The organism is Halobaculum halobium, from assembly GCF_030127145.1.
Lineage (GTDB): Archaea > Halobacteriota > Halobacteria > Halobacteriales > Haloferacaceae > Halobaculum > Halobaculum halobium.
In genome coordinates, this window is the sequence record NZ_CP126158.1 from 2,645,752 (window position 1) to 2,659,922 (window position 14,171).

The 14,171-nt window shown below is 69.4% G+C and carries 16 protein-coding genes; 6 read left to right on the plus strand and 10 right to left on the minus strand.

Annotated elements, in window-relative coordinates:
* Window positions 1–24 precede the first annotated feature (24 nt).
* Window positions 25–984, minus strand: a complete 960-nt coding sequence (locus P0Y41_RS13840) for a phytoene/squalene synthase family protein (RefSeq protein ID WP_284061894.1) — start codon at window positions 982–984, stop codon at window positions 25–27.
* Between the two features lie 150 nt (window positions 985–1,134).
* Window positions 1,135–1,272, minus strand: a complete 138-nt coding sequence (locus P0Y41_RS13845) for an HVO_2523 family zinc finger protein (RefSeq protein WP_284061895.1) — start codon at window positions 1,270–1,272, stop codon at window positions 1,135–1,137.
* 141 nt (window positions 1,273–1,413) lie between these two features.
* On the opposite strand from P0Y41_RS13845, the gene P0Y41_RS13850 reads away from it, so the two are divergent.
* The gene (locus P0Y41_RS13850) at window positions 1,414–2,946 is read left to right on the plus strand and encodes a molybdopterin-dependent oxidoreductase (RefSeq protein ID WP_284061896.1); all 1,533 of its coding nucleotides are present in this window, start codon (window positions 1,414–1,416) and stop codon (window positions 2,944–2,946) included.
* 105 nt (window positions 2,947–3,051) lie between these two features.
* Entirely contained in the window at window positions 3,052–3,912 is an 861-nt protein-coding gene (locus P0Y41_RS13855; RefSeq protein ID WP_284061897.1) for a ZIP family metal transporter, read from the plus strand.
* A gap of 31 nt (window positions 3,913–3,943) precedes the next feature.
* Here the strand turns inward: P0Y41_RS13855 and P0Y41_RS13860 are convergent, their stop codons facing one another.
* Entirely contained in the window at window positions 3,944–4,309 is a 366-nt protein-coding gene (locus tag P0Y41_RS13860) for a DUF8060 family membrane protein (RefSeq protein ID WP_284061898.1), read from the minus strand.
* Entirely contained in the window at window positions 4,306–5,316 is a 1,011-nt protein-coding gene (locus P0Y41_RS13865) for a DUF7490 domain-containing protein (RefSeq protein ID WP_284061899.1), read from the minus strand. Before P0Y41_RS13865 ends, P0Y41_RS13860 begins: the two co-directional genes overlap by 4 nt.
* Window positions 5,317–5,431: 115 nt before the next feature.
* Between P0Y41_RS13865 and P0Y41_RS13870 the strand changes: the two genes are divergently transcribed.
* From P0Y41_RS13870 to P0Y41_RS13880, 3 genes are all read left to right on the plus strand, one after another.
* Window positions 5,432–5,860: a universal stress protein gene (locus tag P0Y41_RS13870; RefSeq protein ID WP_284061900.1), complete on the plus strand. Its 429-nt coding sequence runs from the start codon at window positions 5,432–5,434 to the stop codon at window positions 5,858–5,860.
* A gap of 88 nt (window positions 5,861–5,948) precedes the next feature.
* A complete protein-coding gene (locus tag P0Y41_RS13875; protein WP_284061901.1) occupies window positions 5,949–6,353 on the plus strand; it encodes a universal stress protein in 405 nt (134 codons plus the stop codon).
* A 75-nt stretch (window positions 6,354–6,428) separates the two neighbouring features.
* Window positions 6,429–6,983 carry a GNAT family N-acetyltransferase gene (locus P0Y41_RS13880; protein ID WP_284061902.1) on the plus strand — a complete coding sequence of 185 codons (555 nt, stop codon included), beginning with the start codon at window positions 6,429–6,431 and terminating at the stop codon, window positions 6,981–6,983.
* On the opposite strand, the gene P0Y41_RS13885 is transcribed toward P0Y41_RS13880, so the two are convergent.
* The 5 genes from P0Y41_RS13885 to P0Y41_RS13905 all read right to left on the minus strand — a co-directional run bounded on the left by P0Y41_RS13885 (window position 6,967) and on the right by P0Y41_RS13905 (window position 10,669).
* Window positions 6,967–7,209, minus strand: a complete 243-nt coding sequence (locus tag P0Y41_RS13885; RefSeq protein WP_284061903.1) for an amphi-Trp domain-containing protein — start codon at window positions 7,207–7,209, stop codon at window positions 6,967–6,969. The two genes, P0Y41_RS13880 and P0Y41_RS13885, sit on opposite strands and share 17 nt — an antisense overlap.
* 79 nt (window positions 7,210–7,288) lie before the next feature.
* Window positions 7,289–8,551, minus strand: coding sequence for an ornithine cyclodeaminase, nickel-pincer nucleotide-dependent (locus tag P0Y41_RS13890; RefSeq protein ID WP_284061904.1), 1,263 nt, complete (start codon window positions 8,549–8,551; stop codon window positions 7,289–7,291).
* A 102-nt stretch (window positions 8,552–8,653) separates the two neighbouring features.
* Window positions 8,654–9,148, minus strand: coding sequence for a hypothetical protein (locus P0Y41_RS13895; RefSeq protein WP_284061905.1), 495 nt, complete (start codon window positions 9,146–9,148; stop codon window positions 8,654–8,656).
* 61 nt (window positions 9,149–9,209) lie between these two features.
* Window positions 9,210–10,163, minus strand: coding sequence for an alpha/beta hydrolase (locus P0Y41_RS13900; RefSeq protein WP_284061906.1), 954 nt, complete (start codon window positions 10,161–10,163; stop codon window positions 9,210–9,212).
* Window positions 10,160–10,669 carry a DUF8159 domain-containing protein gene (locus P0Y41_RS13905; protein ID WP_284061907.1) on the minus strand — a complete coding sequence of 170 codons (510 nt, stop codon included), beginning with the start codon at window positions 10,667–10,669 and terminating at the stop codon, window positions 10,160–10,162. Before P0Y41_RS13905 ends, P0Y41_RS13900 begins: the two co-directional genes overlap by 4 nt.
* 345 nt (window positions 10,670–11,014) lie before the next feature.
* Between P0Y41_RS13905 and P0Y41_RS13910 the strand changes: the two genes are divergently transcribed.
* Window positions 11,015–11,854 (plus strand): DUF7351 domain-containing protein, encoded by an 840-nt coding sequence (locus P0Y41_RS13910; protein ID WP_284061908.1) that lies wholly within the window; start codon window positions 11,015–11,017, stop codon window positions 11,852–11,854.
* Here P0Y41_RS13910 and P0Y41_RS13915 read toward each other — a convergent pair.
* Complete coding sequence (locus P0Y41_RS13915; RefSeq protein ID WP_284061909.1) at window positions 11,851–14,046, minus strand: prolyl oligopeptidase family serine peptidase; 2,196 nt, start codon at window positions 14,044–14,046, stop codon at window positions 11,851–11,853. The two genes, P0Y41_RS13910 and P0Y41_RS13915, sit on opposite strands and share 4 nt — an antisense overlap.
* Window positions 14,047–14,171 lie beyond the last annotated feature (125 nt).

Genomic DNA, 14,171 nt, shown 5'->3' on the forward strand with positions numbered 1-14,171 from the left:
TGTCGGGTCCCCGACCGTGAGCCGTTATCGTGCGGGGACGCGGTCGGCGTGGCCGGCGCCCGAGCGGTTCGACTCGCTGTCGCCGTACGGGACGCAGGAGACGCGGCGAAACACCGTCTCGGGGTCCTTACAGCGGAACCACGCCCACCGCGTTTTCGCGAACAGCTTCAGCTTGCGGAGCGTGCCCAGCTCCGGCGTCTCGGTGAGCGTGTCGAACCCCCGCTCGCGGATGAGCGCGTGGTGTTCGGCGTACAGCACGGCCGCCAGCAACACGGCGAACTGGCAGTCCTCGGGGAGGTACTTGATCCCCGCGACCCCCTCCTTGTACAGCGACTCCGCGCGGCGAAGCTCGTGGCGCATCACCGCCTCGACGCGCTCGTCGAACTCGAAGCGCTTCAGCTGTTCCTCGGTAACGTCGTACTCGCGCAGCGTCTCCTGCGGGAGGTACACGCGGTCCAACTCGAGGATGTCCTCGCGCACGTCGCGCAGGAAGTTCGACAGCTGGAACGCGTCCCCCAGCGCGGTCGCGTGCGGGAGCGCCGCGTCGGGGTTCTCGGGGTCCATCACGGCCGTCATCATCCGGCCGACGGCGGAGGCCGAGCCGTCCATGTACGCCTCGAGGTCCTCGTACGTCTCGTAGCGGTCGGTGTCGATGTCCGAGCGCATCGCCTCGGTGAACGTCTCGACGTCCTCCTCGGCGATGCTGTGTTCCTCGCACAGCTCGGCGAACGCCGAGAGGACGGGGTCGTCCGTCTCCTCGCGGCCGAGCGCTGCCTCGCGGAGGTGGTCGAGTTCGCGGCGTTGTTCGTCCGGCGGGGCCGTCTCTGCGCCGTCGACGACCTCGTCGGCAACGCGGAAGAACGCGTACAGCACGTAGGTCGGCTCGCGCACGCGCTCGGGGAGCACTCGGGTCGCGAAGTGGAAGGTTTTCCCCGTGCGCTGTTGGATGCGCTTGCTGCGGGCGATCTGGTCGTCGTCTACCATCGTCGCCCCGGCGCGGCCTGCGCGCTGGTAGCACTATCCCGTCTTCGCATTTGAGTGCAAATCCGTACGGCGGCCGACACCATAACAGTTGGTGCCCGTTCGGGTCTGCGGGTTATCGTCGTTCACGCGGACCCGCCGCAGGCGACTCGCTCACCCGTAGAACGGATCTGCGCAGTCGAAGACGACGCCGTGCTGGGGACAGACGTACTCGCAGTGACGGTGGACCATCGACGCCCCGCAGTAGGGACACGGTCGCGTCCGCTTCGTCGATTCCGCGCTGTCGCTCATACCCCGGGCGTCGTGCCCCGGCGACAAAGCGGTTCGGACCTGGTGCTCGCGCGCGTCGCAGGCGCTCGTGAGGACGCCGCCGCTCGACCCGGCTTGCGCTGGGCCGCACGCATTTACCGCTGGGAGCCTTGGGATCTACGAATGCATCCCACGCGCGCCCGTTTCGCTCGGAAGACCGCAGTCGCCACCGCCTCGGGCGTCGCGGTCACGGCGGGCACGTTCCTCGTCGTCGGCTTCTCCCCTCGCTGGGTCGTCGTCGCGATCGCCCAGACCGTGCTGCTCGCGCTCCCAGACGCGGTGTTGGCCGCCGGGATCCAGGGGCTCGGGAGCACGTCCCAGCCGCTGCTCGTCGCGGGGTCGGCGGGGCTCGCGGTGGCGCTGTTCGCGGGTCTCGCGGCGATCGCCGACCGGATCGGCCGGGTCGGCGACAGGCAACGGGCGGAGGTCGTGTTCCTCGCCGGCGCGCTTCAGGGGCTTGCGGTGTTCCTCCTGTCGGTCGCGCCGGTCGCGGCCGTCGTCGGAGGCGCGTTCGGTGCCGCGGTCGTCGGACTCGCGGGGCCCCCGCCGCCGGGTGACGTGGACCGTGTCCGGCGCGGGGTGGTGCGCTCGGCCGGCGTCGCGGCGGCGGCGGTGGGGCTGGCGGGGGCGGGACCGCTCGCGCGTGCGATCGGGGGCGGAACGACCGGGAGCGAGCAGCGCGAACCGGTCGAACGGGACCCGCTCGTCGAGCGGCTGCTCGACACGGCAACAGAGCGCTCGTTCGACCTTTCGGGCGCGGAACCCCTCGTCTCGGAGTCGTTCTACGTGGTGGACAAGAACGCCGCCGACCCCCGAGTCAACCCCCAGACGTGGTCGCTGCGTCTCACCGGCGCCGTCGACGAGGAGGTCGAGGTGGACCTCGACGCCGTCGAGTCACGGCCGGCGGCCCACCGCTTCGTCACGCTCCGGTGCGTCGGCGACAAGCTGAACGGCCGGAAACTCGACACCGCGGTGTGGACGGGGATCCCCGTCGCCGACCTGCTCAAGGAGGCCGGCGTCCAGCCGGACGGCTGCTGTGTCATGGTGCGCGCCGCTGACGACTACTACCAGGAGTTCCCGCTGTCGGCGCTAAAGGACGGCTTCCTCGCCTACCGGATGAACGGGCGCCGGCTCCCCAGGGGCCACGGCGCGCCGGTTCGGGCGCTGATCCCGGGACATTGGGGGGAGATCAACGTGAAGTGGATCACCGAGATCGAGATCCTCGAGGAGGAGGCCACCGGCTACTGGGAGGAGCGCGGCTGGCACGGCACCGGGCCCGTGTCGACGGTCGCGAAGCTCCACCACGTCGAGACCGACGACGGCGGGGTTTCCGTGGGCGGCCACGCGTACGCCGGCACCCGGGGCGTCTCGGCGGTCGAGGTGTCGACCGACGGCGGCGACACCTGGAGCGAGGCGGACCTCACCGACCGCCTTCCGGGCGCGACGCCCGCCGACGCCGACCCCGAGGACCCCGACGCCGTCGGCGGCGCGGCCGCGGACGCCTGGCGCGGATGGCGGTACGAGTACCAAGCGACCGGGGAACACGAGGTGATCGTCCGCGCGATCGAGGCGGACGGCACCGTCCAGCCTTCGGCCGAGCGCGACCCGTTCCCCAGCGGCGCCTCCGGATGGGTCAGTCGGACGGTTCGACCCTGAGTCGAATCGGTCCTCCGTCCCGGTTGTCCCGGCGTTCGAGGCGCGTCGTCGCGGGCCCTTTCTCCGATCGGTGTCGTTATTAACGGCAACAGTCGAGTTAGTAATATGATCGAGGAGACCGCCGGCGACGTCGGGGGACGCCGCGTGACCCGAACCCGCCTGATCGCCGCCGCGAGCACGGGGGCGCTGGCGGCCGCGACGGCGTACGCGCTCGCGACGGGGCGGACGAAGCTATTCAGCATCGCGTGGATCGCGTTCGCGGCGATGGCGCTTGCCGGCTGGGTCGGCGCGCGGACGGCCGACACCCACGCCGGGACGCTCGTCTGGGGGTACGGGCTCGCGGCCGGCGCGATGATCACCAGCGCGGCGGTGTTCCTCCTCCCGCAGGCGATCGGTCAACACGCCGCGTACGGCGGATTCGGCGTCGCGCTCGGGTTACTCGTCGGCTACGGCGCACACACGCTCGGCCACCGGCTTTCGCATATGGATCTGCCGCTGGACCGGTCGCTGGCGGAGCTGACCGCCCACGCGGTGAGCGCGGGCGCCATCATCGGCATCATCTACGGCAACATGCCGGATCTCGGCCTCCTCCTCGGGCTGTCGATCATCTCGCACAAGGGGCCCGCCGGCTACGCCGCGGTCCGTCGGTTCTCCGGTCGCGGCGGCGACTGGGTTGCGATCCTCTTGCCTGCGTCTGGCGTCGGCGTCGCCGCGATCGGCTCGTCGCTGCTCGCGTTGCCCGCCTCGGAGGCGATCCGCGGGGTCGCCTTCGGCTTCGCGACGGGCGTGTTCCTCCACGTCGCGATGGACTTCCTGCCTGAGTGTGAGATCGGCAGCGAGGTCCACGAGTCGCTGAGCCACGAGGGCGACGCGCACACGCTCTTGGACCGCCTCCGCGTCCACGCGGTCGCGAGCACCGCGCTCGGCGGCTTGGCGGTGTTCGTCGGCTGGCTGGCGATCGTCTGAACGGCACGGAACTCCGAACCGGGGCGCCGGGTTACGACGTGACGCGCCGGATCTGCCAGGAGATGCCCGCCGCCGCGATCAGCAACACGGCGAGGTTGAACGCTCCGTGGAACAGCGAGCGGTACTCCGCGGTGACCCACTGGTTGATCGTCCGCGAGACGGCGCCGTAGAACTGGATACCCGCGACGAGCGCGAGCAGGACGAGCCCGATGAGCACGAGGTAGTTCACGTAGCGGACGATGTCGCGAGAGCGACGCCCGTCAGCGGCGCCGCCGGCCTGCTCGGCCGCGGCGCCGCTCGCCGTCGGCTGTCGCTCGCGTCCGCTCGATTCGGTCGTCATCCGGTCGCTGTCATCGACGTCGTCGGGTTCGTCGGTGTGCTCTGTATGCTCTGTCATCGTCGGTGTCGCCTCCGTGCAAACAGCGCGGCGCCGAGCAGTGCCACGACCGCGAGCGCCGGGCCGAACCCGGGCGTCGCCGTCGAGGTCTCCGTTCGGGCCGCCGCCTCGGTCGCTCTATCGTCGGCTCCGCCGTCGCCGCCGGTGAAGTCGCCGACCTCGAACTCCACGTCGCGGGTGGTCTCGTTGGCGGAGATGGTCTCGGTCGGGTCGAGGTTCGCCACCGAGCGGGCGGTGTCGACGAGGACGCCGTCGCGGTACACCGCGGCGTCGACGTAGTAGTTGTAGTCGCTCGGCACGGTCACCTCGGCCGTCGCGTCGGCGGTGCGGCCGGCCGCGATGTCGCCCACGGTCGTCGACTCGCGACCGGCGACGAGGTTGGACTCCGCCTGCCGGACGATGACCTCGACGCGCAGGTCGTCACTCGCCTCCGAACCGCCGTTCGTCAGCGACGCCGCGACCGACAGGGTGGTGCGGTTCGCAGCCTCATCGACTGAGGCGACCGACACCGACAGCGGCGGCACGGCCTCGCTCTCGGTGAATCGCACCTCCGTGCCAAGCGCCTCCAGCCCGGAGACCTGCGTCCGGTCGCGGTCGACGACCTGTCCCTCGCGGAAGACGACCGTCTCGATCACGTAGCCGCCCTCGCGGGGCACCTCGATCGTCGCGTTCACCGGGACGCTCCGGTCGCCGGTCAGTTCGTCCAACTCGACCGTCTGTTCAGTGGTCAACAGTCCGGACTCGGCGTCGTACGCCCGAAAGCGCACGGAGACGTTGTCCGTGGGATTGCCCGCGTGACCGATGCGGGTGTGCAGCGTCAGCGTCGCCGTCGCGCCGTCGACCTCTCCGGGGGCGATCGCCGGCGACTCGGCGATCCTGACGTGTCCCGGACGGACGGGGCCGTCCGCGGACGGGTCTGCGAGGACGCCGGGACCCACGGCGACCCCGAGGAGGGCGACGAGCAGGACGGCGACCGCGCCCGCGGTCAGCCGTCGTTCTCGTGTCATGCAACCGGCACTGCACAATCCCGTGGTAAACCCTTTGTGCTGCGTCTCGACGCTCCCGCGTCGGCAGGGCTCGACGCTGGTGGGTCCTCACCGCGTCGGAATCGAGGACACAGGTATGCCCACACACGGCGAATTCGGCGGTATGCTGTACGTACTCGCGACGAACTCGACCGGCCGGAGTGCGGCGATGTGCGACTACCTGAGGCCTCGGCTCGACGCCGACGACGTCCTCCACGCGCTCAACTCCCAGCGCGGCGGCGACCACACGACCAGTGCGGAACTGGACCGCGGACGCGACGCGCTCGCGGTCGTGAACGACCGACTCTCGACGGTCACGACCGTCGAGACACACCAGTTCGTGCGCGGCAACGACCCGGCGACCGACGTACTCCGGTTTGTGGACCGCCGCGAGGCCGACGAGTTGGTGTTCGCCATCCGGAAGCGGTCGGCGATCGGGACGGTGCTCTTCGGCAGCGTCGCACAGGACCTCCTGACGGACGCCGACGTGCCGATGCGAGTGGTCCCGGTCGCCGCCGCTGAGTGAGGAGTTCGCTGGCCGTCGCACAGCGAGCGCCCCGCCGGGTGGCGCGCTCGTCGATAGGGTTATGACCCGTGCGCTCGCCGCATCTCGCATGTTGTACGTCCTTGCGACGAACTCGGCTCGGACCAGCGAGGTGCTGTGTGAGTACCTCCGCGACCGACTCGCACCCGGCGACGAGGTCCACGCGATCAACTCGCACGTCGGCGGCGACCAGACGAGTTCCGAGGCGATCAGGGACGGGGAAGGCGCGCTCGACGCCGTGGCGGACGCGTTCGAAGACGTCGCCGACGCGACCGTGACGACACACCAGTTCGTGCGCGGGAACGACCCCGGGACGGACGTGCTCGCGTACGCCGAGGAGGTGAACGCCGACGAGCTCGTCATCGGCATCAGGAAGCGGTCCCCGACCGCGAAAGTGGTGTTCGGCAGCGTCGCACAGGACCTCCTCCTCGAATCGAACCGGCCGCTGCGCGTGGTCCCACGCGAGACCGTGTAGGGTCGATTTGTCGTCCGTGGCGTCGTTTCACACACCGCCGATCGATTGAAGCGCCGCCGCGGGGACGTCCGTGGTATGCCCGGTCCCGTGTTCCGTCGCGGCGAGGCGGTCGAGTTGCGGACGGTCGAAGAGGAGGACGCCGACTTCCTGGCCGGCCTGGTCAACGATCCGCGGGTCCGCGCGGGGACGGCGATGACGACGCCGATCAGCGAGGCGGACGAGCGGGAGTGGATCGAGTCGACCGCCGACGACGGCGGCGTTCACCTGCTCGCGTGTGTCGACGGCGACCCCGTCGGCATCGCCGGGTTGAACGCGCCCGACGAGGCGTTCGGCAGCGTGGAACTCGGCTACCAGTTCGCGCCCGACAGCTGGGGCAACGGCTACGCCACCGACGCCGCCCGCGAGCTGTGCGGGCACGCCTTCGAGACGCGCCGGCTCCACAAGGTGTACGCGAACGTCTACGAGACGAACCCCGCGTCGGCGCGGGTGCTGGAGAAGGTCGGCTTCACCGAGGAAGGCCGCCACCGCGAGGAGGCGTTCGTCGATGGCGAATACGTCGATATCAGACGGTTCGGACTGCTCGAAGACGAGCGGTCCAGCGACGCCGGCGGCCCTACACAGTCCACCTGATCTCGTACTCGAGTTCGTACCGCTGTTCCCCGGTCTCCGAGTCCGTGAGGCGTTCGAGCTCGACCTCGAACGCCGGATTCTCTGGAATGGTGACCTCCCGTTGCGTCTCGGGTCCCTCCAGGTGAACGGTTCCCGCTTCGATCGCTTCGGCCGCGGCCACGAGTCGCTCGGCGATCTCCGCTCTCGTTCGCGATCCCGCGGTCTTGAACAGTTGCTCCTCAGGCATACTCGTATGTCAGTCCGGATATGTATTAGCACCCCTGTCGGTTCCCACGGCGTGGGTTCGAGGGGTCGTTCCTCGCCGCCTACTCCAGCAGTTCCTCGGCGAGCATCGGCACGAACGTTCCAACGTCGGTGACCATCCCGACCGCCTGCGCGGAGCCGCGGTCGAGCAACTGCGTGACCGTCGCGGGGTTGATATCGACGCAGACGGTCCGCGTCGTCGACGAGAGGCAGTTGCCCACCGCCACCGAGTGCAACAGCGTAGAGAGCATGAGCACGAGGTCGGCCTCCCGCGCCTGCTCGCGGATGGCGTTTTGCGCCTCGACGGCGTCGGTGATCGTGTCCGGGAGCGGTCCGTCGTCGCGGATCGAGCCCGCGAGCACGAAGTCGCGGTCGTTAGTGACGCACTCGTACATGATGCCCTCGGTGATCAGCCCCTCCTCGACGGCGGCCTCGATGCCGCCCGCGCGGATCACCTCGCTGATCGTGTAAATATGGTGTTTGTGTCCCTTTCGCGGGTGTTCCATCGTCTCCACGTCCATCCCGAGGCTCGTTCCGTACATGGAGCGCTCCATGTCGTGGACGGCGAAGCCGTTGCCCGCGGAGATGGCGTCGACGTACCCCTCGCGCACGAGTCGCGCGAGGCCGGGACCGCCGCCCGAGTGGATGACCGCCGGGCCGGCGACACACAGCACGCGCCCGCCCTGGGCCTTCGTCTCGGCGATCGCTTCGGCGATGTCGCGAATGAGCGACCGCGAGGGGCGCTCGGCGGAGACGCCGCCCTGCATGAAGCCGAACGGTCCCGAGGAGTCCCGGGGCCGTTCGGGCGGCTTCACCCGGATACCGGCGTCGCCGGTGACGACGAGATCGCCCGCGTCGATGCCGTTAAGCACCTTTGTTTCGGCGGTCACATCGGCGCGGTCGGGGACGCCGACGGAGCCGTCGTCACTGCGCTCGACGCCCTCCACGACGACCGCGCAGTCCATCTCGATGTTGTCGACGCCGACCCACTCGCCGTCGACCCGCACGTCGGTCGGGTGGTTCGTCGTCGAGTAGAAGCCGTCGGGAACGACGTTGTCCGCGGGCGCGGGCGTCAGCGTCGCGTCCGTCGGCGAGGCGAGCGTCGCGCCCGACTGGTGCAACTCGTGAAGAATGGGGTGCAGCGTCGCCTCGTCGTCTGCGATGACGCGCATCCGGCAGTACGACTCGGCGGTCTTGGTCGTTCCGACCTCGAACTCCTCGATGTCGAACTCGCCGCCGAGGTCCATCACGACGGTGAACGCGCGCTCCATGAGGCCGGAGTCGATGATGTGGCCCTCCAGCTCGACCACGTCGCTGACGGTCATACCTTCCCTCTACCCTGCCGCGGTGAAAAGCTACCCGTGGGCGCGGTATCGGCCGCGACCAACGGTCGCCGGAGTCAACCGCCCGGTCGGCGGATCACCCGGTCACAACAGCAGACCCTTGAGTGCGTTCAGGACGAACCAGGTGACCTGAGCGACGACGTCCCCCTGCTCGCCTTTGAGAACGATGTCACCGTTCGTTGCCGCGGTTTCGAAGCGGGCCAGCGCCTGGTCGCCGCTGTCGGCGTCGGCGATGTGTGCGATCGTCGCGCGGTCGGTCTCCATCCGGAGAGTCGCGCCGTCGTGTGACGACTCGCGGAGGTCGAGGATCTCCCCGTCGCCGGTGATCCGGAACGAGTAGACGGCGGTTTCTCCGGCGTCGCTCACGTAGAGGTTGATGCGCTTGTTCTCGACCTGGCTCGTGAGCGGACCAAGGTCGAGCTCGCCGCTCGCGTCGTTGTACAGGGCGAAGCCGGTCTCTAACTGTGTGAACACCTCGCCGGACCACGACGGGCGGTCCGACTGCGCGGCGACCGGTGCGACCGCGGCGGACGTGACGAGGAGCGATGCGACTGCGAGGGCGAGTATTCTATTAACCATACTCAGATAACGCGCACTGACTACTTAAATACGCACTATCGTCACGATAGGGCCGCGCGCGTTACCGGCCCCGCGACCGCAGGTTCTCGTCGAGGAACGCCACCTCGTGAGCCAACACCTCGACGAACCGCTCGTCGTAGTGGTCCCAGTGACCCATCGGGAGCGCCACCAGCGACGACTCCGGGAGGTCGGCCGCGAGTCCCTCGGCGATACCGTACGGCACCACCTCGTCGTTCGTCCCGGCGACGACGAGCGACGGACACGTCACCGCCGACGCGTCGGCGACCGGCCGGTAGCGGGGGAGCGCCAGCAGCGTCCGCGCGCGGGTCCCGTTTTGCCACGTCGAGTCGCGCGGGATCAACGCCGCGTAGCCGTCGAGCGCGCCGGGCTCGTTCAGCGCCGCGAACTCACCCGGGCGGCCGTACACCTTCACCTCGTGCTGTCTGCCGACGAGCCCAGCGAAGCGGTCGCGCAGCCCCGCCGCGGTCGCGCGCAGGAGATACCGCAGGGATTTACTCCGCAGTAGCGACCGCCCGTCGGCGAACGGCGTGCGGGCGACGACCGCATCCACGTCGTAGCGGTCGGCGGCGACGCTGACGACGTGACCGCCCGCCAGCGAGGCGCCCCACAGCGCGATCCCGTCGCCGAGGTCCTCGATCCCGCGGACGCGGTCGATCGCGGCCTCCCAGTCGGCGATCTGGCGACTCGGGAGCACCAGTGGCTCGCCCTCGGAGGGGCCGAAGCCGCGGTAGTCGAAGGTGAACGCCGCGTACCCCGCGTCCGCGAGGTGTTCGGCCACCCGGTCGAGCCCGAACGCCGCCTCCGCGGCGAAGCCGTGCCCGAGCACGACCGTCTCGGGGTCGTCCGCGTCGCGCGGGCGGTACAGCGTCCCGGCGCAGTCGTCGCCCTCGACCGAGAACGTGAGCCGTCTGGTGGCGAACCGCTCGCGGGAGGGGCGCTCGTCGCGCACGCGCCGCGCCGGCGGCCGGTCGGGGGTCGCCGTCGGTGCGCTCACCGCCCGCCTCCGTCGCCCGTCGCCTCGGCCTGCTCGTCGTGCCCGTCGGCGTTGCGGGCGTCATCGTCGGCGGCGTCGGCGTCGGTGTTCTCGGCGGCGGGGACGTCGGTACCGTCGCCGTCAGCGAACGCGTGCGGACCGTCGGCGTCCGCGTCGAGGTCGGGATCCGTCTCCACGGTGTCGAGTACGCGCGCGGAGAACTCCTCCTCGGAGATCCGGTAGCTCGTCACCGCCGCGAGCCAGTCCGCCTCGACGTGCCACGTCGCCTGCACGTTCCCCTCGAATCGCAGCGAGGTGGCCTCCACGCGCCGCGGCTCGATCTCGCCCGCCTCGACGAGGTCGATCATCGTGTTACAGACGCGGCCCATCTCGCCGTGGGCGGGGCGTTCCCCCGGCAGCGTCGTCGTGTAGGCCACGGCGACGCGCTCCGGTGAGACACGCACGTCGGCGACGTCGATGCCGTCGGCTCGCAGTTCGCCCGCGAGCGTCGACTCATCGGTGGTCATACCGTCGGCTACACCCGCGGCCGACTTACTGGTTCCGGGCGGGACTGCGAACCGATGGGGTCGCAAAACGGGACGGCTGGGTGCGGAGGGATGGGAGTCCATGTCAGAGGCACTGTAGTCCCTCCGTTCCCAACGCAATGTATCGATCACCGTACACCGACTTAACCGCTTGGTGAAAATCCGTTCACTACGTGTGAGGCGGCCGATAACAGGTGAATCGGAATACACTCACTTGATCTGATATGACGAACGGAACACGTATCTGTCCCCGTGTGGCAGTAGGGCTCGATGGGTGTCGACGAGTCGTCGCGGCGGACGTTCGAGTTGTTGGCGAACGAGACGCGGTTGGGGATCATCTCGGCGCTCGGGGAGGCCAGCGGCGAGGGCGGGTACGCGACGCTCTCGTTCTCGGAGTTACAGGAAGCGACGGGTATCGAGGACAACGGCCACTTCAACTACCACCTGAAGAAGCTCGTCGAGGAGTTCGTCGAGGACCGGGAGGACGGGTACGCGCTGACGCTGGCGGGGATCCGGGCGTATCAGGCGATCGTGGCTCAACAACAGCTACCGTCGACGGAAGTCGCCCCGTTCGATCTCCACAGCGCCGATGAGTGTCACTGTGGGGGAGTCATCGAGGCGTGGTACGAGAACGGGCGGTTCCATGCTGAGTGCAATGAGTGTGACGAGTCGATCCAATATTATCCCGTTTCGCCGAGAAGTTTCGATGTAGCGGACCCGGATACTCTCGTCACCGCGGCCGCTCGGCGGATAACACGCGACGAGTCTTCAATGGTGCGCGGCGTTTGTCCGTACTGCACCGGAAACGTGACATGGTCGTTTGAGATGCCCGAGGGGTATTGGGCTGAAAACGGAATGCAGCAGGAAGACATCGTTTCACACGTAGCCTGCGACGACTGCGCGTGGTTCATGTACGGGACAATAGGCGGGAAAGCACGGTTCAACACCATCATCTCATCATTCCTCGCTACCCGCGGACACGACCCGTGGAGAGAGCCGCCGTGGGGAGAGCCGTTCGAGTACACGGAACGTGTTTTGAGTGACGATCCGTGGCGCTTAGAATTAACGTATGAACTCGAGGGCGACGAACTGACCGTAACCGTCGACGGGAGCCTCAACGTGATCGACCACGAACTCACCGAAGGTGCAGTCGACCGCGAGGATTAATTCGATCTCGGTACGTCCATCCCCAACCGCTCGAACACGAACCCCCACCGCTCGCTGTTCTCGCGCACCTGCATCGACGTTGGCTTGCCGACGCCGTGGCCCGCGTCGTCCTCGACGCGGAGGATCACCGGCTCCCCGCCGGTGTTCCGTTCCTGCACGAGCGCGGTCATCTTGCGCGCGTGGCTCGGGTGCACGCGGGTGTCGCCCAGCGCCGTCGTGAACATCGTCGCGGGGTAGTCGGCCTCGGGGGCGTTGTGGTACGGCGAGTACTCGCGGATGTACGCGAACGCCTCCGGGTCCTCCTCGGGGTGGCCGTACTCGGTCGTCCACGACGCCCCGAGCAGGAAGCGGTGGAACCGCAGCATGTCGAGCAGCGGCACGTGACACAGCGCGACCGCCCACCGCTCGGGCCGCTGGGTGAGCAGCGCACCGACCAGCAGCCCGCCGTTGGAGCCGCCGACAACGCCGATACGGTCGGGATCGGCCCAGCCGGTCTCGGCGATGCCGTCGGCGACCGCGAGCGCGTCGTCGAACACGCGCTGCTTGTGCTCCCGACGCCCGGCCTCGTGCCACGGCTCGCCGTACTCGGTCCCCCCGCGGAGCGTCGCGAGCACGAACACGCCGCCGGCGGCGAGGAACGGCAGCCGGAACCGGTCGAACGTCGGCGTCCGGTTCACCCGGAAGCCACCGTAGCCGGTGAGCAGCGCGGGGTTGTCGCCGTCGGGATCCACGTCGCTCCGACGGACGACGAACGCCGGCACGTCGGTGCCGTCGGCCGACTCGAACCACTCTTGGCTCACCTCGATGTCGAACTCGACCGCCGTGGACTGCCGGCACAGCGTCGCTGTCGTCCCGTCGTCGAGGTCGACGCGGCGGACGGCGGGCGGCTCGGCGAACGACTGCACCGTGAGGTACGCCTCGGCGTCGTCGCTCGCGCCGTGGATCCCCGCGGCCGTCGGGAACGCCGGGAGATCGACCGTCCGCTCTCGCTGGCCGTCGGCGTCGAGGATCGCGAGTTCGGAGCTGGCGTCGCGGTGGTAGTGCGCGATCAGTCGGCCCCCCGCGCGCTCGATACCGCGGAGGACGGCGTCCGTCTCCGGGACCAGTTCGTCGTACGCTTCCGGGGTCTCCGCATCTCCCGCGAGCGCGTCGCTCAGCGGTGTCGCGATCACGCGCGCATAGTCGGCGTCGTGATCGGTCGCTAGCAACAGGCGGTCGCGGTCGCCGTCGACCGTCGGCTCGAATACGGCGTCATAGTCTGTGAGAACCGATCGCAGTTCGGCCTCCGTCGGGTCCCCGCGGTAGCCGTACACGTCCGACCGCTCCCACCCCTCGACGTAGCCGGCCACGAGCGCGTCGCCGTCGGTGGCGAGCGTCGGCCACGTCGTCTCGCCGATATCGGTCGCGACGACGTGATCCTCGACGGGGGCCGTGTGCGAGCCGAACTCGTGGTACCGGATCGTCTTGTCGAGTTGACCGTCGGCTGCGTTGTCGCCATCCGCCCCGTCGTCCATCGCGGCTCCGTCGGCGTCGCCGCCGGCATCGCCATCGCCGCCAGCGGCGCCCGTCGTAACGTAGTAGAAGCCGCGAGGATCGGCGTCAGCGGAGACCGCGTCCGCGACCTGCGCTACCCACGCGAAGCCGTCCGCCTGGGTGCGTCCGGCGTCCTCGACCGTCTCGACGACGGCTGCGGTGGCGGCGTCGACGATCCTGATGTCGTACTGCTCGTCGCCGCCTTCGGCGACGCCGTACGCGACGTACTCCCCCTCGGGGCCGGGAACGAACCAGTCCACGGAGACGGTTCCGTCGCCGGCCCACTCGTTGGGGTCGACCAGGACGGTCCCCTCGTCGGTGCCGACGGCGGCGTGGTCGTCGTAGGCGTACAGGACTGGCTGCTCGTCGTCGGGGCGCTTCACCTCTTGGAACAGGCGATCGCCGGCGGGCGTAACCGCGCCGTACTGGTCGACGCGCCCGAGCGACTCGAACCGCTCGGCGAGCGCCTCGCGGTGCGGAGTGTCGAGGAGCGCCGCCGCGTACCGGTTCTGTGCGTCGGTCCACTCCCGGACCTCGCCGTCGTCGCCCTCCAGCCAGCGGTACGGATCCGTGATCGACTCGCCGTGGAGCTCGTCTGCGACCGGTCTGCGTGGCGTCTCCGGAGGCGGCGCTCGCGCGTTCGGCGCGTCTTCGGACATGGGTCCGATCTCTAAGCCGTGCGGCAAGTACCTGCGGTTAGGCGGTCGAGTTGCCGGGACCGGCGGGCGTGAACGAAGGCGCCGGACAGTCGAGACGGTGTGGCGGGTGTCGGGGTGACCGCGCG